Annotated in this window: 16 protein-coding genes; 1 reads left to right on the top strand and 15 read right to left on the bottom strand. The window is 62.9% G+C overall.

Annotation, left to right across the window (positions count from 1 at the left end; all coding sequences use genetic code 11):
- Positions 1-90: 90 nt before the first annotated feature.
- The 15 genes from AB0269_RS14815 to AB0269_RS14745 form a co-directional block, all read right to left on the bottom strand.
- Complete coding sequence (locus AB0269_RS14815) at positions 91-993, bottom strand: 3-keto-5-aminohexanoate cleavage protein (RefSeq protein ID WP_366212011.1); 903 nt, start codon at positions 991-993, stop codon at positions 91-93.
- An 81-nt stretch (positions 994-1,074) separates the two neighbouring features.
- A complete protein-coding gene (locus AB0269_RS14810; RefSeq protein WP_366212010.1) occupies positions 1,075-2,544 on the bottom strand; it encodes a TRAP transporter large permease in 1,470 nt (489 codons plus the stop codon).
- Positions 2,545-2,548: 4 nt separating this feature from the next.
- Complete coding sequence (locus AB0269_RS14805) at positions 2,549-3,085, bottom strand: TRAP transporter small permease (RefSeq protein WP_366212009.1); 537 nt, start codon at positions 3,083-3,085, stop codon at positions 2,549-2,551.
- A 16-nt stretch (positions 3,086-3,101) separates the two neighbouring features.
- Complete coding sequence (gene dctP / locus AB0269_RS14800) at positions 3,102-4,196, bottom strand: TRAP transporter substrate-binding protein DctP (RefSeq protein ID WP_366212008.1); 1,095 nt, start codon at positions 4,194-4,196, stop codon at positions 3,102-3,104.
- Positions 4,197-4,787: 591 nt separating this feature from the next.
- The gene (locus AB0269_RS14795; RefSeq protein ID WP_366212007.1) at positions 4,788-6,050 is read right to left on the bottom strand and encodes a sugar ABC transporter substrate-binding protein; all 1,263 of its coding nucleotides are present in this window, start codon (positions 6,048-6,050) and stop codon (positions 4,788-4,790) included.
- A 36-nt stretch (positions 6,051-6,086) separates the two neighbouring features.
- Positions 6,087-6,953, bottom strand: coding sequence for a carbohydrate ABC transporter permease (locus AB0269_RS14790; protein ID WP_366212006.1), 867 nt, complete (start codon positions 6,951-6,953; stop codon positions 6,087-6,089).
- Positions 6,950-7,771 (bottom strand): sugar ABC transporter permease, encoded by an 822-nt coding sequence (locus AB0269_RS14785; protein WP_366212005.1) that lies wholly within the window; start codon positions 7,769-7,771, stop codon positions 6,950-6,952. The genes AB0269_RS14790 and AB0269_RS14785 overlap by 4 nt, the downstream gene beginning before the upstream one ends.
- Positions 7,772-7,894: 123 nt before the next feature.
- Entirely contained in the window at positions 7,895-8,710 is an 816-nt protein-coding gene (locus tag AB0269_RS14780; protein WP_366212004.1) for a maleylpyruvate isomerase family mycothiol-dependent enzyme, read from the bottom strand.
- A 5-nt stretch (positions 8,711-8,715) separates the two neighbouring features.
- Complete coding sequence (locus AB0269_RS14775) at positions 8,716-9,615, bottom strand: SDR family NAD(P)-dependent oxidoreductase (protein WP_366212003.1); 900 nt, start codon at positions 9,613-9,615, stop codon at positions 8,716-8,718.
- Positions 9,612-10,829, bottom strand: coding sequence for an ABC transporter substrate-binding protein (locus tag AB0269_RS14770; protein ID WP_366212002.1), 1,218 nt, complete (start codon positions 10,827-10,829; stop codon positions 9,612-9,614). The genes AB0269_RS14775 and AB0269_RS14770 overlap by 4 nt, the downstream gene beginning before the upstream one ends.
- A gap of 107 nt (positions 10,830-10,936) precedes the next feature.
- Positions 10,937-12,409, bottom strand: coding sequence for an aldehyde dehydrogenase family protein (locus AB0269_RS14765; RefSeq protein WP_366212001.1), 1,473 nt, complete (start codon positions 12,407-12,409; stop codon positions 10,937-10,939).
- A 164-nt stretch (positions 12,410-12,573) separates the two neighbouring features.
- Positions 12,574-13,824: an FAD-dependent oxidoreductase gene (locus AB0269_RS14760; RefSeq protein WP_366212000.1), complete on the bottom strand. Its 1,251-nt coding sequence runs from the start codon at positions 13,822-13,824 to the stop codon at positions 12,574-12,576.
- Complete coding sequence (locus AB0269_RS14755) at positions 13,824-14,027, bottom strand: ferredoxin (RefSeq protein ID WP_366211999.1); 204 nt, start codon at positions 14,025-14,027, stop codon at positions 13,824-13,826. Before AB0269_RS14755 ends, AB0269_RS14760 begins: the two co-directional genes overlap by 1 nt.
- 14 nt (positions 14,028-14,041) lie before the next feature.
- Complete coding sequence (locus AB0269_RS14750) at positions 14,042-15,298, bottom strand: cytochrome P450 (protein WP_366211998.1); 1,257 nt, start codon at positions 15,296-15,298, stop codon at positions 14,042-14,044.
- Positions 15,299-15,318: 20 nt separating this feature from the next.
- Positions 15,319-16,155, bottom strand: a complete 837-nt coding sequence (locus tag AB0269_RS14745) for an SDR family oxidoreductase (RefSeq protein WP_366211997.1) — start codon at positions 16,153-16,155, stop codon at positions 15,319-15,321.
- A gap of 342 nt (positions 16,156-16,497) precedes the next feature.
- On the opposite strand from AB0269_RS14745, the gene AB0269_RS14740 reads away from it, so the two are divergent.
- Positions 16,498-17,328: a 3-keto-5-aminohexanoate cleavage protein gene (locus tag AB0269_RS14740; RefSeq protein ID WP_366211996.1), complete on the top strand. Its 831-nt coding sequence runs from the start codon at positions 16,498-16,500 to the stop codon at positions 17,326-17,328.
- Positions 17,329-17,509 lie beyond the last annotated feature (181 nt).

Raw genomic sequence — 17,509 nt, 5'->3', positions numbered from 1 at the left:
GAGCACGGCCCACACCTCGTCGGAGATCTCCTGTCGCGTCACGGTTCAAGACTCGCCCACCGAACACCGAAACCTCTTGATCAACACGGCCTAGGTGGTCACCCGGGACGGATTCGACAGGGTCTGGAGTGCTTCCTCCGGCCTCGCGATCGGCCGACCCACCTCGTCTGCGAGCGCGGCAGCTGCCCGCACGGTGTCGGCGTTCGAGATGTCCAGAATCCCCTCGGGGCGCTCGATCCCGATGTCCTCGATGCCGACCCGCACGTGTCCTCCCCGCTCGAGCGCATAGCGGCCGACAGGCTCCTCCAGGACGTTGCCGCCGGGCACCGCGACCTCCCACGCGATCTCGAGGCCATCCATCATCGAGAGATAGACGTCGAGGGCTTGCTTGGTCGGGTAAAGCCCGACGCCGACCCGCGGCTTTCCACTGAGACCACGGCCGACCGGGAAGTAGAGCTTGAACATGCTGCCCGCCGGCAGCTTGCCCGCGCGGGCGTAGGCAACAGCCCAGCGCAGGTGACCCGGCTCGTAGATGCCGATGTTGACGGGCACACCGGCCTTGTGCCCGAAGCTCAGCAGCTCAGCAGCATCCGTGAATGTGAATCCCTGCAGATTGAACTGCGAGGGGAGGCCATCGTCGTCGAGCTTGTCGAACATCGTGTAGCCCGGGTCGAACGCGAACATGCTGAGCAGATTCGCGTCGGAGAGGGGCTGGAGATAGGCCGTCCGTTCGGGGGTCGTGGTTCCGTCGAGGTAGTCGACGTAGAGGAGGGCGTGCGGGAACTCGCTCCGGATCTGGCGCTCGACGTCGATGATCTGCTCCGACGCGTCCTTCGACGAGAGCAGGTAGTTGTGGTGATGATGGATGATCGTTGCACCGGCCTCGAGCGATGCGAGCGCCTCGGTGACCATCTCTTCGGCGGACTGCATCGGCTTGCCGAGGCGAAGCGGCGTGACCGCCGCGGAGATCACGAGCGGGGACAGTTCGTTCATTTCATTACTCCTTCAGTAATATGACCGGCCAGCTCGCAGGCCGATCTTCTTTCTGTGGGGTTCTCGGCGGAAGACGTCGCGCTAGCCGGCAAGCGTCGGGAGCCAGGTGGCCACCTCGGGGAAGCACACCAGCAACACGATCGCCAGCAGGGCGATGGGCATGATCCACAGCACCGAGATGAAGACCTGCCCCAGGCTGATGCGTCTCCCCTCGCTGACTGCCGGGTTCTGCACTATTCGGTGGAGGATGAAGCTCAGGATGCCGACCGGAGGTGTGAGGATCGCCAACTCAGCCATGAACACCGCGAATACTCCATACAGGAGCGGGGAGAGCTCGAGAGCGGTCAGGATCGGCATCACCACGGGAACCGTGAGCAGCAGCATCGACAGGGGATCCATGAACATGCCCATGATCAGGTAGATCAGGGCCATCATAAGCATGAACTCGACGGGGCCGAGGCCCGCCGATGTCACCCAGTCGGTGAAGACGCGGGCGATACCCGAGACCGACATCAGGTTCGAGAGCATGTGCGCTCCGATGATGAGCAGGAAGATCGAGCCGACACTCATCGCGGTGTCGGCCGCAGCCCTAAGCACGACCCGCAGCGGCCCGTTGCGGCGCTGACGCCACAGGCAGATGAACAATGCCCCGAGCGCACCGGCTGCACCCGCCTCCGTCGCAGTCATGGTGCCGGAAAGCATCCCGCCGATGACCACGATCATAAGAAGCGGTACCGGCCATACGCGGCCCAGGGCCAACAGGTAGTCGGGCACTCGATATCGGGGGGCGACCGACATCGAGCCGCTGCCCGCAGCCTTCGGCCTCATGATCGCGAACAGCACGAAAGTCGCGCTGAAGAGCACCGAGATCCCGAGCCCCGGAAGCGTACCGGCGAGCAGCTGCGCACCGACGGGTACCGAGGCGATGCCGGCGTAGATGACAAGGAACGTGCTGGGGGGGATGAGCTGCCCGGGCAGCCCGGCGCTGACGACTGAGGTCATCGCGAAGCGCGGGCTGTAGCCGGAGCGGATCATCTCGGGAATCGCGATCCTGGCGAGCGCGTGGGTCGTCGCGATCGTGGACCCGCTGACAGCGGCGAATCCCGCCCCCGCCGTATTCGTGGCGACCGCCAGGCCGCCCGGCATCCACGCCAGGAGAATCCGCGCGGAGGAATAGAGCTCGTTGGTGACGCCGGAGGCATGTAAGAGGATGCCCATGAGGATGAAGGTCGGAAGCACGGTCAGCGACCACGAGGCGATCGAGTTGAACGGCACAGAACTCGCCGCATTGGCGAATGCGATTCCGCCATGCAGCGACATCAGGCCGAGAAGGCCGGGAATGCCCAGCGCGAATGCCACCGGAACCTTGGCGAACATGAGGCTCAGCATGAGCAACACGGCCACCAGGCCGACGAGCTCCTTCGTCGGCACGACAAACAGCAGCACTCCCAGCACGGCCGACAGCGCGAGCATCGCGATGCTCGGCAGATAGCCGCCCAGCGGTGTCCGTGAAGGAAGGTCTACCCGACGGGATTCTTTGCGGAGTGTCATGGATTCAGGCCCCCGGAATGGGCGATGCATCGACGGCGGCGAGGAGCAACGTCTGTCGGTTTCTGATCAGCGAGACGACCTTGGCCACCATGAGGATGACGAGCAGCACGAAGGTGAGAGGCACCAGCCACTTGATCGGCCAGATAACAACGCTGGTCACCCCCGCACGCAATCCGATCGAAGTTGCATGCGCTGCCTCCATCGCGGTGAACCACGCGAACGCGCAACTCACCGCGATGGAGACGAGCGTGGCGCCGATGTCGAGTACGTGCCTGTTGCGCGCATCGAGCCTGTCATAGATGAGAGTCGCCTCGATGTGCTCACCCGCGAACTGCGCGAGAATGAACCCGCCGAGTGCCGCGATCGGCAGATACCAGAATGCGCTCCACTCGTTGGTGTCAGGCAGCGGGCTGTTGAACAGAGCACGCGCAGCGACGTTGGCGAGCGTGTGCACCATGATCACGAGGATGGCGGCGCCCGCGATGTACTCGATCGCCCTGAACCAGCGCGGTGCTGCGGCGTTTTCTGATGGCGTGGTCATTCCGGCATTCCCGCTGCTATTCGGGGCGGCTCGCCGACATGGCCCGCTCGAAATAGGCGTCCATGAACGGCTGGAGGTCGACATCGGGGTCGAACCACGACGAGAAGTCGTGGTAGCCGCCCTCGTCGCTATAGCCGAGGTCCTCGACGAGCGATGTCCATTCGTCCATTGCAGACTGCGACGCCGTGACGAGCTTCGCTGCTGCCGCGCTCACGTCCGCGGCATCGGACGCCAATTGCTCGTTCTCCGCGTCGAAGGCCTTCGACGCCGCACCTTCGATGTAGACGATACTCTGCGCACGGTCGAACAGTGGCACGATGCCCGTGGTGTAGTCGATCATGATCTCGTTCTTGACGTAGGTCATCGACTCGTCAAACAGGAGCTGCTTCGCGGCGAGGGGGAGCTCGCCCCACGTCGTCGCGCTCGCCGCGACGACCTCCGGCGTTCCCGCGAGCGAATGCTCCTCTGAGATGACGACATAGGGTGCGACATCGACCCATTCGCGGCTCGCGATCGCACTCGCGCTGCCGACGGCGCAGTCGACGATCCCGCGCTGGAGACCTTCGTAGACCTCTGCGTATGGCAGTGACACCGGAGTACCGCCCAGCGCTGCGACCTGGGCATTGTGGATACTGCCAGAGACCCTGACCTGCTTGCCGGTCAGATCGCTGATCGTCTCGATCGGGGTCGAACAGACGATGACGGTCGAGTTACCCGGGACGATAGGCACGATCTGCACCATTCCCGCTGCGGCATACTCGTCGCTCAGCTCGGGGAGTTCGGCACCCGACTGGGCGAGGGCTCCCGTGGCGATGAGTTCACCGGTGAATGCGCCGCCGGGCCTCAGGATAGTCAAGTCGGTGAGCAGCGACGCCAAGGGGAATTTCTGCGGCTGGTACTGGGGCATGAATTGGCCTATGTCGAGCCTGCCATCGGCGAAGCCGCTGTCGGCCTCTGTCGCAGGGATGATCGCATCGGCGTAAACGACGTCGATCGTGATCTTGCCACCGGACGCCTTCGCGACGTTCTCGGCGAACACCGTGTTGCGCATGGCCGCAGGATTGTCGGCCGAGGCGATGCCCGATTGCCAGGTAAGGGTGACTGGCGCCATATCGGCGAGGGCCGCGGCGAACTCCTCGGGTGACGAACCGTGGGCGACGCTGACGTCTCCGCCGCTCGATGATCCCTCGTTGTTCGCCGCATTTCCGCTACACGCGGTGATGCCGAAAGTGGCGACTAGCGCAAGTCCCAGAATGGTTGCTCGACGTGGCCTGATTGTCATTGTCACTCCCTTGTGATCCGAAACGTAGGACGGGCGAAGGTGTGACCATATTCTGTCATATATTTTTTATATTTACGAATGCGTAGCTTGCCCCACGCTTGTTCGTGCGCGTGGGTGCCCCATGAGGCTTCTATAAGGTCACGGCGGCCAGACGGCGCACGAAATTACCCCGAGTCTCGTGGATGGTCTGAAATCTCGAGAGGATGACGACTATGCCAGCTTTGAGGAAGCATCCACCAGAGTTGCGGGTGATGACCTGCTTGACGACCTCGGCTTTCCTGTCTTCGCCAGGCCAGATAGTCGTTCGCGTCGGTCGATCCCGATCGAGTCATGTGCCACTTGCTGCGACCCAATTGTGGTATGACGGGGACCCCGGGCAACCTGGTCGTATGGCGGTGTCGTTCATCTGTCGCCCTTTCCTCAGTGGGAGTTCTCGACCGCCGCGTTCGCCGCGTGCGCCGCCGCCGCAAGCCCCTCGGCTACGGGCCTTCGCCCGAGATAGATCTCGTTGAAGATGGGGAGATATGCTTGCTCCGCCGCGGCATACCTCGCTCCTCGTGGGGCCTGCACTGTGCCGTTATGTAGCACGTCGGTCATCGGTGAGAGATCGACGCCCTCCGCGTTCCAGAAAGCGAAATACGCGTCCTGCGCACCGAGTACAGCAGGCAGGGCGGAACCTGTCTCGCCTATGTGCCTGGATCCTGCGGCGCTGCCGAGCCACGCGAGGACTTTCGCCTGCGCGGCGGGGTGCGGGCTGTCGGCGCTCGCGGCGGCGACGATGCCCTTGGTTACGCTGACCGCGCCCGCCGGTCCGGTCGGTAGCGAAGCCACACCCCATTCGAACGTAGCGTCGTCGAGCACATTTACGAGGTTGTATGCACCCGTTTGCAAGAGCGCGAGCCGTCCTTGCAGGAACTGCGCCAGTGCGACCTCGCCGCCCCCCGGGGGATTTGTGTCGGCGGCGGGGAGGGCGATGTGGTCGTGGTTGATGAGGTCGACGACGTACCGTACTGCTTCGACCGCCTCGGGCGAGTCGAACACGAACTCGTCGCCCCTCTGCCAGGCTCCGCCATTGGAACCGATGAAGTTGATCGTGATCGCATTGAGGTCGTTCGATGCAGAGTAGCCGTATCGTTCGACGCGCAGTGGGTCGAAAGTTGGATCGTCCGGAGTCCGCCCGGCAGTGTCTATGGTGAGGCGCGCGGCGACGTCGCGAAGGGAATCGTCGGGCGCCGCGGGGTCCCAGGTGAGCCGCTCTACCTCCGAGACCGGGACGTCGGCGCCCTCAAGCAGTTCTTTGTTGTAAAGGACACCGATACCAAGGTCCATGAGCTGGGGTACGCCCCAGAGGCTGCCGTCGAGCGTGTACTGCTCGACCACGGTCGGTGCCCAGCCGCCCGTGTCGATGCCGGGTAGCGCGCTGATGTCGCGGAGGGCGCCGTTGCGCGCGTACTCCTCGAAATTGCCAGCGTTAGCCCAGAACACGTCGTCGATGCGGCCCGAGGCGATGTCTGTGCGCAGCAAGGTGAAATAGTCGGCCCACGGCACGACCGTGACCTCAACCTCGATGTCGGGATTCGCTCGCTCAAACTCATCGAACGAGACCGCGTACGCCTTGGCGACCTGCTGGTCCCAAAGACGTACGGTGACCGTTGTGGAGTCGTCGACGGGGGCGTGGAGCATGCACTCAGCAGGAGGCTGACCCCCAGGGCGGCGACACTAGTAGTTCGGCGCATCTGGCTTGAGCGCGGAACGGTGGGGTGCGTCATGGCGCCTCCAGAGTGATCGCGCGAGTGAGTTGGCGTTGAAACAACAAGAGGAGCAGCACCATCGGCAGGAGGGTGAGCGTGGTCGCGGCCATGACGGCGGTCCAATTGGGATCGTGCTGTTCCTGTAGAGCAGGGTCGCGTCCGTGAGCACCCGCCAGTCCGTGCCCGCGATCACGCGTGGCCAAAGGAATGCGTTCCACTGGCTGACGACTGTGATAAGTGCCAGCGCTGTGATGACTGGCCGGGAGAGCGGTAGCACGACGCGAAACAGTATGCCGAACGCCCCCGCGCCGTCGACACGGTCAGCGTCGAGCACCTCACGCGGGATCTGACAGAAGTGCTGCCGCAGGAGAAAGATAGCGAACGGAGAGCCGAGCAGGAAAGGCATGACAAGGCCCCAGAACGTCCCGGCGAACCCGGCAAGCATGAGCATCAGATAAAGGGGCATGACGAGCACCATCGCGGGTATCAACATCGTGATCAAATACACCCAGAAGAGCGCCTTCCGGAGCGGAAATTGCAGCAGCGCGAATGCATAGGCGGCGAAGACCGAGAGAGGTAGTTGCACCGCGGTCATCACGATGACGGTGAGCGTGGTGGTGCCGAGGGCCTCGGCAACCCCCTGGTCGCCGAGGACGGCGGAGAAGTTCTCGAGCGTCCACGGAGCGGGCAGGGTGAGCGGTGACGATGTGGCGAACTGCGTCGGGCTCTTGAACGCCGTGGCGAAGCTAAGCAAGAACGGAAGCAGCGTGACGGCTGCGGCCAGCGAGAGCATGCCGTAGACCGCTAAGGCGCGGATGGGTCGCAATGCGGTCATGTCTGCCACCGCCTCGGCTGAAACGACCGCCATTGCACAACCGACAGTGCTGCGAGCAGGATTAGCATGACGAGAGCCATGACAGCGGCGGCTCCGAGGTCGAAGGTTTCGAACGCGGCGGTGAAGATATGCATCGCCAGGACGTCGGTGCTGTCACCCGGTCCGCCACCTGTGAGGCTGTACACCTGGTCGAACGTCGCAAACACCGTGGCCGTTGAGGTCACGATGACGAACAGGGTCGTAGGCCCGAGGAGCGGCACGACGATCCGGCGGAGGATCGCGAACGAGCCAGCGCCGTCCAGGCGGGCGGCATCGACGAGTTCGCGAGGGATCATGGAGATCCCGACCGCGTAAAACAGGGCGACGAAGCCCGTATTGCTCCAGATCAGGAGCGCGGCGACGATGAATGGTGCCGCGACGGGGTCGACGAGCAGCTCGACGCGGTACCCGACTAACGTGCTAATGAGCCCGCCGGTCGGGGCGAAGATCCACCGCCACACGACCCCGAGGGCGAGCGGGGCGGCGACCCACGGGAGCAACAGGATCGTGCGAAATACCGCCGAGCGTCGTAGCCGAGGTTCTAGGAGCGCCGCAAGGAGCAGCCCGAGCGCTGTCTGCACCGGAACGACGATCGCGGCGAGGCCGAGGGTGACGAGCAGCGAATTGAGGAAGGCCGGATCGCCGAGCACCTGGATTATTTTGTCGAAGCCGACGAACCGAGGTTGACCGATCAGACCCCACTCCTGAGTAGCGAGCCAGATGACGACGCCGAGCGGGAAGACGAGGAACAGTGTGACGCCCACAAGGCTCGGAAACACGAGGACGACGCCTGCAATCGCGTCACCTCGTCGGGCGGGTGGCCTCCTCGTTGTTCCCACGTTGCTCTTGATTTCCCTCGCGGTTTCGGATGGGAGTCGGGGCAGGTTCAACACCCCTAGCGTCTAGAAGATGTGGAGGGCGCGAAGGAAGCGATACGCATGTTCCGCGTCACCGTCGATGGAGACTGCGCCCTCCCATGGTCTGCGGCGGGTCGACCATCCGACGAAGTCACGAGTGGTCGATGACACCACGGTCGCAGATGCTACGCCAGACTGCGTCACAGGACGATCCGGATCGCTGCCGACAGAGAACGTGATAGATCGCGCACCGGGCCCGTCGAGCGCCAGGGTGATCGGAGCACTCAACGCATGAGCGACTGCGGGCCCCGACATCGCGTTGAGACCCGCGAACATCCAGTCCAGCGTTGGTCCCAACCGGACGGCGTCCAGCTCGTATCCCGGTCTGGCCAGCGGCCCCCTCGGCTGCCGGAGATCGTAGTGGAGGTGCACCGTGAAATCGAAGCAGACCGCTGCAGGAATCACCGCGAGTCGGTGCCGGCCGGCTGATCCCATTGAATACTCCTCATCGCAACGAGGCGGGTCCACCAAGTCGACCAGCGCCTCGAGCCCCGGACCGGCCGACGTCAGGAAAGCATCACGGACCTGCTGGCTCGACCAGTCGCGGCGCGCGGACACGACGATCTCATTGAGTTGCTCGATGTCGTCCGCCAAGCTCAGCCGGTCGGGGTTGAGCTCGCGGAGACCGAACTCAATACCCTGGGTCAGATGAACGACGAGATCCTGGACTCGCCAGCCTGCGCAGGCGCTCGGTAGCTTCCATTCATCGGGAGTCAGCGTCTCAACAAGCGCTACCACGTCGCCGACGCTGGCACGCAGTCCTGCCACCGAGTCATACCGAGCCGGCGCGTGTTTCGTCATGATTCTTACTGCCCGAGTGTCTGGCCGCTGCCGGGCATCCCAGCGAGAACATCCGAGTAGTCGAGGGGGCCGAGCGCCGTCAGTCCCCCGTCGACGGCCAGCGTCTGGCCAGTGATGTATGACGCCAATGGCGACGCAAGAAAGAGTGCGGCATTCGCGATGTCATCCGGATGCCCTCGGACCCCGGCAGGGATGCGAGAGAACCGGGCGCGCTCTGATGCTTCATCGGCGAGGGGAATGCGGGGCGACACTATCGCGCCGGGCGCGATCGCATTGATGCGGATCTGCATCGGCGCCCACTCGATGCACATCGATTTGACGAGATTCACCAGGCCGGCCTTGGCCGCACCGTATGCGGCATGGAAAGGCGCACTGCGAATACCGTCGACCGATGCGATCGCCGTGATCGTTCGGCGCTCAGGGGCCGGATCCATCAGCGCGACGGTGCGGGCTGCAATGAAGAAGTACCGCAGGTTGCGTGCCTGCTCTGCATCCCACATCTCTCCCGACATCTCGGTCAGACGCGACCAGCCGGCCATCCCCACGATCGTGACGAGGTGTTCGAGCATTCCGCCCGCTTCCACACGAGCTCGTTCCAGTGCAGCGATCAGGTTCTCGTCATCGAGGACGTCCACAGTGAGGGCCCTCGCGTTGCCACCTGCAGCGACTATGCTTTGCGCGACGTTTTCAGCTCGCCGCCTGTCGATATCCATCACGATGACACGCGCACCCGCCTGCGCGAAACGGCGGGCGGACGCCTCCCCCATTCCTTGCCCCGCCCCGATGATCGCGACGGATGATCCGCGAAGGCACAGTTCTGATCCTGAGTCCAATTCTTCCTCCCGAAAACGACGCAGCGGCCGCGGGGAAGCCCCACGACCGCTGCAGACGGTCGTTGTAATCACTCCTTGATGACGTACATCCGATCCTCCATCCCGGCCACCTCGGCGATGGTGAATTCGTCGCTCGAGATGATCGGAAAGTGCGTGTCAGGACCGTAGAGCTTCTGCCACGTGACCCACATCGCATCAGAGTCCTGGACTTCCAAGTTCGTCAGCGCATCGGTAACGGCTTCGGTCTCGACGCTGTCTGCCTGCCGGACGCCGGCCGCCCAAACCTGCGGCATGTCCCAGAAGAACGAGTATGAACCCAGCTTGAGCGGGAGCTCCTCCACCGGCGAGAGAGCGTCGTAGAAGGCGTTGAAGCCAGCGTCGCGATCCTCTTCGGCGGTCGTCGCCGCCACTGGGTAGAGGATGGGGAAGAAGTTCTCACGCTGCGCATCCGTCGCGAAATCGAGAAAGTCTGAGACGGCAACGCCCGAACCGCCGAGCATTGGGATGTCCTCGGCACCAGCCTTCTCACGCCCAGCGAACCCGTGCGCGGTCGACTCTCCGAAAGACTCGAAGTAGATCCAGTCAGCGCCCCACTCCTTGGCCTTGGTGAACGCCGGAGCGACGTTGACGTTGGCGGGGTCGAATGGGATGACCGTGGTCTCGAAACCTGCCGCAGTCATCTTCTCCGTGAACTGCGGTTCCGCTGCCTGGCGGAGCGCGTTATCGGTGACGACGAGCGCGATCTTCTTGACATCTCCCTTGTCTTCCAAGAACTCGCTAGCGGCAGTGAAGAGCGCGTCCTGACGCGCAGACACACTGAAGAAGTACGGATACTCCTCGGGGTCGTCCAACAATGGCGAAGATGCAGTCGAAATCGCCAGGATCTTCTCCCGCGTCAGGACAGGAAGAAGCGCGAGCGCCTCCCCCGTACCAACCCCAGGGATGACGAGGTCAGGCTTGGGATTGCTCTGGAGGTACTCCTGCAGGACCGTGACAGCCTTGGTTGCGTCATTCTGGGAGTCAGCGAACTCCACCTCAACCTCGCGGCCGAGGAGTCCCCCCTTCTCGTTGATCAGTTCGACGCTGGCTTCGAATGCCTGCGTCACGTCTGTGTTGACAGCACCACCGGACAGGCCGGCGATGTAGAGGATCTTGAAGGGATCTTCCGAAGCTTCGCCGGAAGACGATCCTGAGTCGGTCGCGCCGCAAGCGCTGAGCGCGAACACGGATGCGATCGCAATGGCCGCGAGTCCTCGGACGGACCGCTTCTTGTGTGTTGTCATCATTTTCCCACTCCTTCGTGGAGTCATCGTTTCAGTGCTTCGGGTACAGGGTTTTGGTGATGTTGCTCTGGGCAGGTATGCGGTGTCGGGTGAGTGCATGTCTCCTTCGATCAAGCCAGACTCGCGATCGAGACCGTTTTGGGACGCACGAACTCGTCGATTCCGACTCGTCCGCCCTCTCTCCCGAAACCGCTCTCGCCTCGTCCGCCGAAGGGGCTGTGTGCGGGTGTGGTCTTGGCGCCGTTGACGTACACCGACCCGGCTTCGAGCTTGTCGACCATTCGGAGCGCGCGGGTGATGTCGCGTGTGTGCAGATACGCCGCCAAGCCGAATGCCGTTCCGTTCGCAATCTCGAGTGCCTCATCCTCTTCACTGAAGCGAATGACCGAAAGGACTGGTCCGAAGAGCTCCGTCTGGGCAAGCTCTGACGTCGGGTCGACTCCCGTCACGATCGTGGGAGCGACGTAACTGCCTCCCGCGAACTCACCGCCCAGTCGCTCGCCGCCCAGAGCGATGTGAGCGCCATCGCGTGCTGCGCGCTCGACGATACCGAGAATGCGCTCGCACGCAACGCTGTTGATGACCGGGCCAAAGCGGGTGGCCGGGTCTGTGGGGTTCCCGATTGTGAGCTGCTCCGCCGTCGCAATGAGTTTGGCGACCACTTCGTCGTACACGCTTTCGTGCACAAGCACTCGAGAACCGATCAAGCATCCCTGCCCGCTCAGTGCTCCCAGCCCGAGGTACACCGTGTTCTTCGCCGCGATATCGAGATCGGCGTCGGGGAAGATCACGCTTGCGGATTTGCCGCCCAGTTCCATGACTGACGGCTTGAGGTTCGCCGCACACGTCGCCATGATCTTGCGGGCCGTAGCTGGACCTCCAGTGAAGGTGATCTTCTGCACGAGGGGATGCGCGACCAAAGCGTCACCTGCCTCAGCGTTCCCGGGCACACAGTTGACCACCCCTTCGGGGATGCCCGCTTCGACGCAGAGACGGGCGAACAGATCGGGAGTGAAGGGCGTCAGCTCTGACGGTTTGATCAGCACTGTGTTCCCGGCGGCGAGCGCGGGAACCGCCTTCATGCAGAGTGAGATGAGAGGGACGTTCCAGGTGATAATCACTCCAATGACCCCGAACGGTTCCGGCTGGGAGTACGTCAACTCCCCGCCCGATGCGAAGGAGCGACTGACCTGACCCTCGAGCTTGTCCGCCCATCCGGCGTAGTAACCGATCCAGTCACGGGCGATTTCGCACAACCGTGGACCTGTCGCCACGGGAGTGCCATTCTCACGGGCCGCGATCGTGACGAATTCGTCTTCGTGCTCGGTGATGAGCTGAGATAGGCGCAAGAGTGCCTCGCGCCTCGCCGTCGGAGCCCAACTACTCCACTCGACGAATGCCGCTGCGGCTGATTTCGCCGCTCGATCGATTTCTTCCCTGCCTCCCAATGGAACGACGGCATTGAGATGACCGGTGGCCGGGTCGATGTGGTCGTACGAGCCGCCGCTGCCCTGGTCGAGGACGATGCCCCCGAATCTCAGGTGTGCACTGAGTTCAGTTCCGGGGCTACCAGGAGTCGTCATCGATGTGTCCTCTCGGCGGTCGTCGTCGCGGGGTTGGGTGTCGGCGAATCGAAACCCTAGCCCGATTGTGCTTGAATCTGACACAAACGTCAAGAATATTTTTAATATTGTGCAGCATTCGTGACCTAAAGCCTGTCCGTCACGAAAGATGCAAGAGCGGCAGATCAGCCCGAGTTGACGCGGGAGGCGTTCTCACGGCGCGCCGCGACCTCAGCCACGAATTCGAGGGCACTGTCCCAGGACACACCGTCGGATATTTGCCTACGTAGCTTCATGATCAGCGCGGGCTCGTTCATGGCGAGTGCGCCCACCAACGTCGCGCCGGATGCATAGAGTGCGACGAACCGGTCTTGATCCGGGGCACCCATCACGATCGACACCTCATCGCCGGCGGTATTACCCGCCATCTGAATGCGATGCCCGTACCAATCGCTCCACACGTAGGGCACGGTATCGAAGGGGATGAGGTTCTCGCTGACGGCGTTGCGCCCGGCTGTGAAGCCTTGGTCGTTTGCGGACGTCCAGTTCTCCAGACGCTCGGTGTCGGAATGATCTTCCGATCGGCGCCTGCGTGCAACATCGCCGGCGGCGAAGATGCGCGGATGCGAGACTGAACGCAGTGTCGATTCACACAGCACCGCCCCGTCGTCGCTCAGCGCGATTCCGGAATCCGTCAACCAGCGGGTGTTCGGTGTGGCACCGATCGCGACGAGCACCATGTCGGATTGGACTTCGACGCCGTCGCTCAGAACGACCTTCTCGAGTCGCCCGTTTGCATCACGTTCGAGTGAGATGACGGTCACGCCAAGGCGCAGGGAGACTCCGTTCCGTTCGTGCAGCGCACTGATCTGTCTTCCCATCGTCACGCCGAGTGCGCGCTGCAACGGGGTGGGCGCAGCCTCGACGATAGTGACGTCGAGACCCGCCTTGCTCGCGGCGCTCGCCACTTCTGCGCCGATGAAGCCCGCGCCGATTATCGTGATCGCTCGCGCACCCTCGAGCGCGGCGCGCAGACGGAGTGCATCCTCATCTGTCCGCAACACGTAGACATCGAGCTCGTCGTGCCAGGGAGCAGCTCTGCGGGGGACGGCGCCAGTGGCGATGACGAGCGTATCGAACTCCAGGGGGACGCTATCGACCCACACGATCCCCGCGTCCGGATCGAGACCCGTGGCGTGCGCATTGAGACGCACCTCAACATCGAGCGTTTCGATGAAGTGCGCGGTATCGCGCAGCAGGAGTGATTCCTCGCCTGCCAAAACAGCCTTGGAGAGCGGGGGGCGGTCGTAAGGAAGTCTGCTCTCTGCGCCGATGAGGACGATGTCGCCGTCGAACCCTGCCTTCCGCGCGCCTTCGGCGGCACGAAGGCCGCTCAACGAGGCCCCTACGATGACCAGGCGGCGACGACGCGTCATCATCCGAGTCGCTCGAGGAGGAGAGCCCGGGTCGGGCACGCCTCGACGGCCTCTTCCATCAGCTCGATTTCATCGTCTGCGACGTCCTCGCGCAGGAGGATGAGGGCCCCATCATCACCGACTTCGAAGTGGTCAGGCGATACCGCTTCGCAGAGGCCAAGTCCGACACACCTCGAGCGGTCGAGCAGGATCTTCGCAGTCATTGGTCTCTCCTTGCCTAAATGCGGACCGGGAGCCGCTTGATCCCATTGATCGAGCGGCTAATGAGCGCTTCCGGCTCGCCGACTTCGATGTCGGGGGCCTTGCTGAGCAGTTGTCCGAACAGCGCCTTCAATTGGGTCTTGGCGACACCGTTGCCCAAGCAGAAGTGCACCCCTCCGCCTCCGAAGCCGAAGTGCCGGTTCGGCTTGCGAGAGAGGAGGAATCGACTCGGATCCGCGAAACGTTGGCCGTCGCGGTTACCAGAGCAATAGAAGAGCACCACCTTGTCACCGGATCGGATGATCTCGCCGCCGAGCTCGTAATCGCGAGTCGCCGTGCGGGCAAAGCCGATGACAGGGGAACCGTGCCGCACGAACTCCTCGATCGAGACAGCGATGCGGCCGTCGTAGTCCTCAAGCAACCAATCGCGCTGATCACGATTCCGGTCGAGAGAGTAGATGGTGCGAGAGGTTGTCTGCTTCGTCGTGTCATTTCCTGCGACGGCGAACAGCACCATGAACGAGCCGATCTGGTCGTCGCTCAGTCCCACCCCGTCGATCCGCGCCTCGACCAGGTTCGTCATCAGGTCGTCTGCAGGGTTCCGTCGCCGATGGGCAGCCAAGCTCGACCCGACCGAGTGCAAGAAGTCACGTGCATCGATCATTCCCTGAAGGACATCGGCGGGGTTTCCGGTGGCGCTATCGGATCGCCCGATCAGTCGTTCCGCAGCAGTCGCCACCGCCTCTCGATCGGCGACCGACACACCGACCATGTCGGATACAGTCCGCATGGGAAGCACACCCGCGATCTGGCTGGCGAAGTCGATCTCCCCGGCGCCGACCACGCGGTCGACGATCTCGGCGGCGTTGCCGAAGATCTGGTCCTGGATCTTCAGGACTTGCTTAGGGGTGAAGGCAGCGCTCACCAGGCCCCGCAGCAGCGTGTGCTCGGGCTGATCGATCTGGAGCAAAAAGGTGAGACTTTTGCTCAACGCGTACGGAATGGGCTCAACGTTAACCCCCGGATCCGTGATGAATGATTCGTGATCGAGGCTGATCTCGTTTATCTGCTCGGCTTGGGTGATTGCCCAGAACCCCGGCTCTGCGTGCGGAAACGAGACTTCGACCGAGGGATGCCAGGTGACACCGCCTCTACTGCGCAGTTCGGCGAACGACTTCTCACGCTCGTCGAACGACTTTGCCCAGAACTCGTTCGACGAAATGTCGATGTCGGAAAAGACCCGTTCTTGCGGGCTGGTGCTGCTCGTGGTCATGATGACTCCTCGGGTTGCGGTTAGAGCATGTAGTCTTCGCCGGAGGCGCGGATCGTAATGTCACTGATACACACTCCCCACGGCTGATTGACGGCGTGGAGGATGTTGTGGGAAATGTGCTCGGGTTCGAGCGACCAGTAGCGGATGCTCTCGGGATCGAACAGCTCGCCGTGCGGCTCTTGCTCTGCTTCTTCTGCCTTCGCAGCGTAAGCCGCTCCGTGGTGTCCGATCATCCCCGCGACGGCAGACGTGTTCAAGATGCTGCTCGTCAGGCCGGTGCCCTTTACGCCCGTGGGCCTCACGACCGTCACCTTGATGCGCCCCTGCGCCTCGATCCGCAACGACTCCGAGATCGTCTCGACGGCGGACTTGGTCGCGCTGTACACCGCCGACCCCTCGGTACCGGCCTTACCGTACGTGGAGGAAATGTTCACGACGTGGCCTCGGCCCCGCTCGATCATGTGATCGAACACGGCTGCGATCCCGTTAAGAACGCCTTTGACGTTAACGTCAAGGGCGTTGCTCCACGCCCCAAGTGCCGACTCGTGGTCCGAGAAGAAGGATAGCGGCATGACACCGGCGTTGTTGATGAGAATGTCGAGTCCATCGAACTCCGAGATCGCGACACCGACGGCATCCCTCATCTGCTGCGAATCGCGCACGTCTGCGACCACCCCGACGAATCGACCGCCGCTCGCGTGGATGCCAGCTCCGGTCTCGGCGAGAGCCGCTTCGTTCAGATCCGCCCCCACGACATTCACACCGAGTTCAGCCAGGTCGCTGGCGAGCAGCCGCCCAAATCCCGACGCGGCGCCGGTCACCAGCGCAGTCCGGCCATTCAGATAGTTGACTCCCACGGAAACTCCTCATCGTCGAGGCTGCCAACAGCCTTGGGCAGATTTAATATAATGCATAATCAAGCGGCTGGCAAATCATGTGGCGTTCAGCTTGACCTCCTTTGCGAGGCTTCTCGCAAACTTGACACTAATGTCAGATGCGTGGCAGACTGCCGAAAAATGCGATGGAGCACCCGATATGTTCCCCGTGCGGAGATTTCCATCTCCCCCTGGGGCACCGTTCCCACAGTGTTGCGGTGCTCGCTCAAACCAGAGAAGGGACCAGAAACAATGATCTCCCAGAACGACGCTCTTCCGGTCGTCATCGAAGCAGCAATAACCCCGTTCCGGCGAGGTGAACCCGTGCGCGACGTCGACGGAACCGCTGCGAACGCCATCGAATCAATCTCAGCGGGTGCGGCGATCATCCACCATCACCACGATTTCCGCCTGGGCAAGGAAGACTCCATCACGGAGTTCATCAACCTCGGGGAGAAGATCCTCTCCGTTCATCCCGAAGCTATCCTGTACCCGGACTTCATCGCATCCGCCGACTTCTCCGAAAAGATCTCCCATTTTGCTCCTCTCGCGGCCGCGGGCACGATCGGCCTGTTGCCGGTCGATGCCGGCGCCGTAGCTTTCGCCGGATACGACGACGAAGGACTCCCCACCCAGGCGAATCGTTTCGGTGCGTCCTTTACGGAGGCTCAGGAAGCCGTAACGGTCGCTCACAAACTCGGACTTCCCGTCACAATCGGCGTCTACGAGCCCGGCAACCTGCGATTTGCACTCGCATATGCACGGGCGGGAAAGCTGCCGGCCGGCTCGATGGTGAAGCTGTACTTTGCTGGCGAATACAGCATCTACGAGGTCGGCAAGAAGGCACTCAACTTCGGTCTCCCCCCCACGAAGCCAGCACTCGACGCCTACCTCGATATGCTCGAGGGCACGGATATCGCATGGAATGTCGGCGTCATGGGAGGCCTGACGCTCGAGACTCCGATCGCGCGCTACGCGCTTGAGAAGGGCGGACACATCCGCGTCGGCACCGAGGATGCAGCAGAGTTGACCGAAGCGACGGATGCCGAGCTGGTCGCCGAGGTCGTCGAACTCGCTGCCGAGGTCGGCCGCCCAGTCGCGGTGGGCGATGCGGCGCGGGCAGCGATCGGCGCGCCCATCCCTACGCGAGCCTGACTCCCCCAGAGGGGAAAGACTGTGAGCCGATAAACTGCTCCCTGAAAGTTGGACGGATTCATCGGTCCAACTTTCAGGGAGCACCCTTATACAACCGCGCCGCGCACTCTCGGACTCTCAGCGCACGGATGCGTCAGCGCAGGATCACGCGATCCGCCTGGCGAGGCGCTCTCGCACGGAT

Origin of the sequence: Microbacterium sp. NPDC077644 (assembly GCF_040702785.1) — a bacterium.
In the GTDB taxonomy this organism is placed as follows: domain Bacteria; phylum Actinomycetota; class Actinomycetes; order Actinomycetales; family Microbacteriaceae; genus Microbacterium.
Note: the sequence above shows the minus strand (reverse complement) of the source record. Positions and strands in the feature narration are given on the sequence as shown.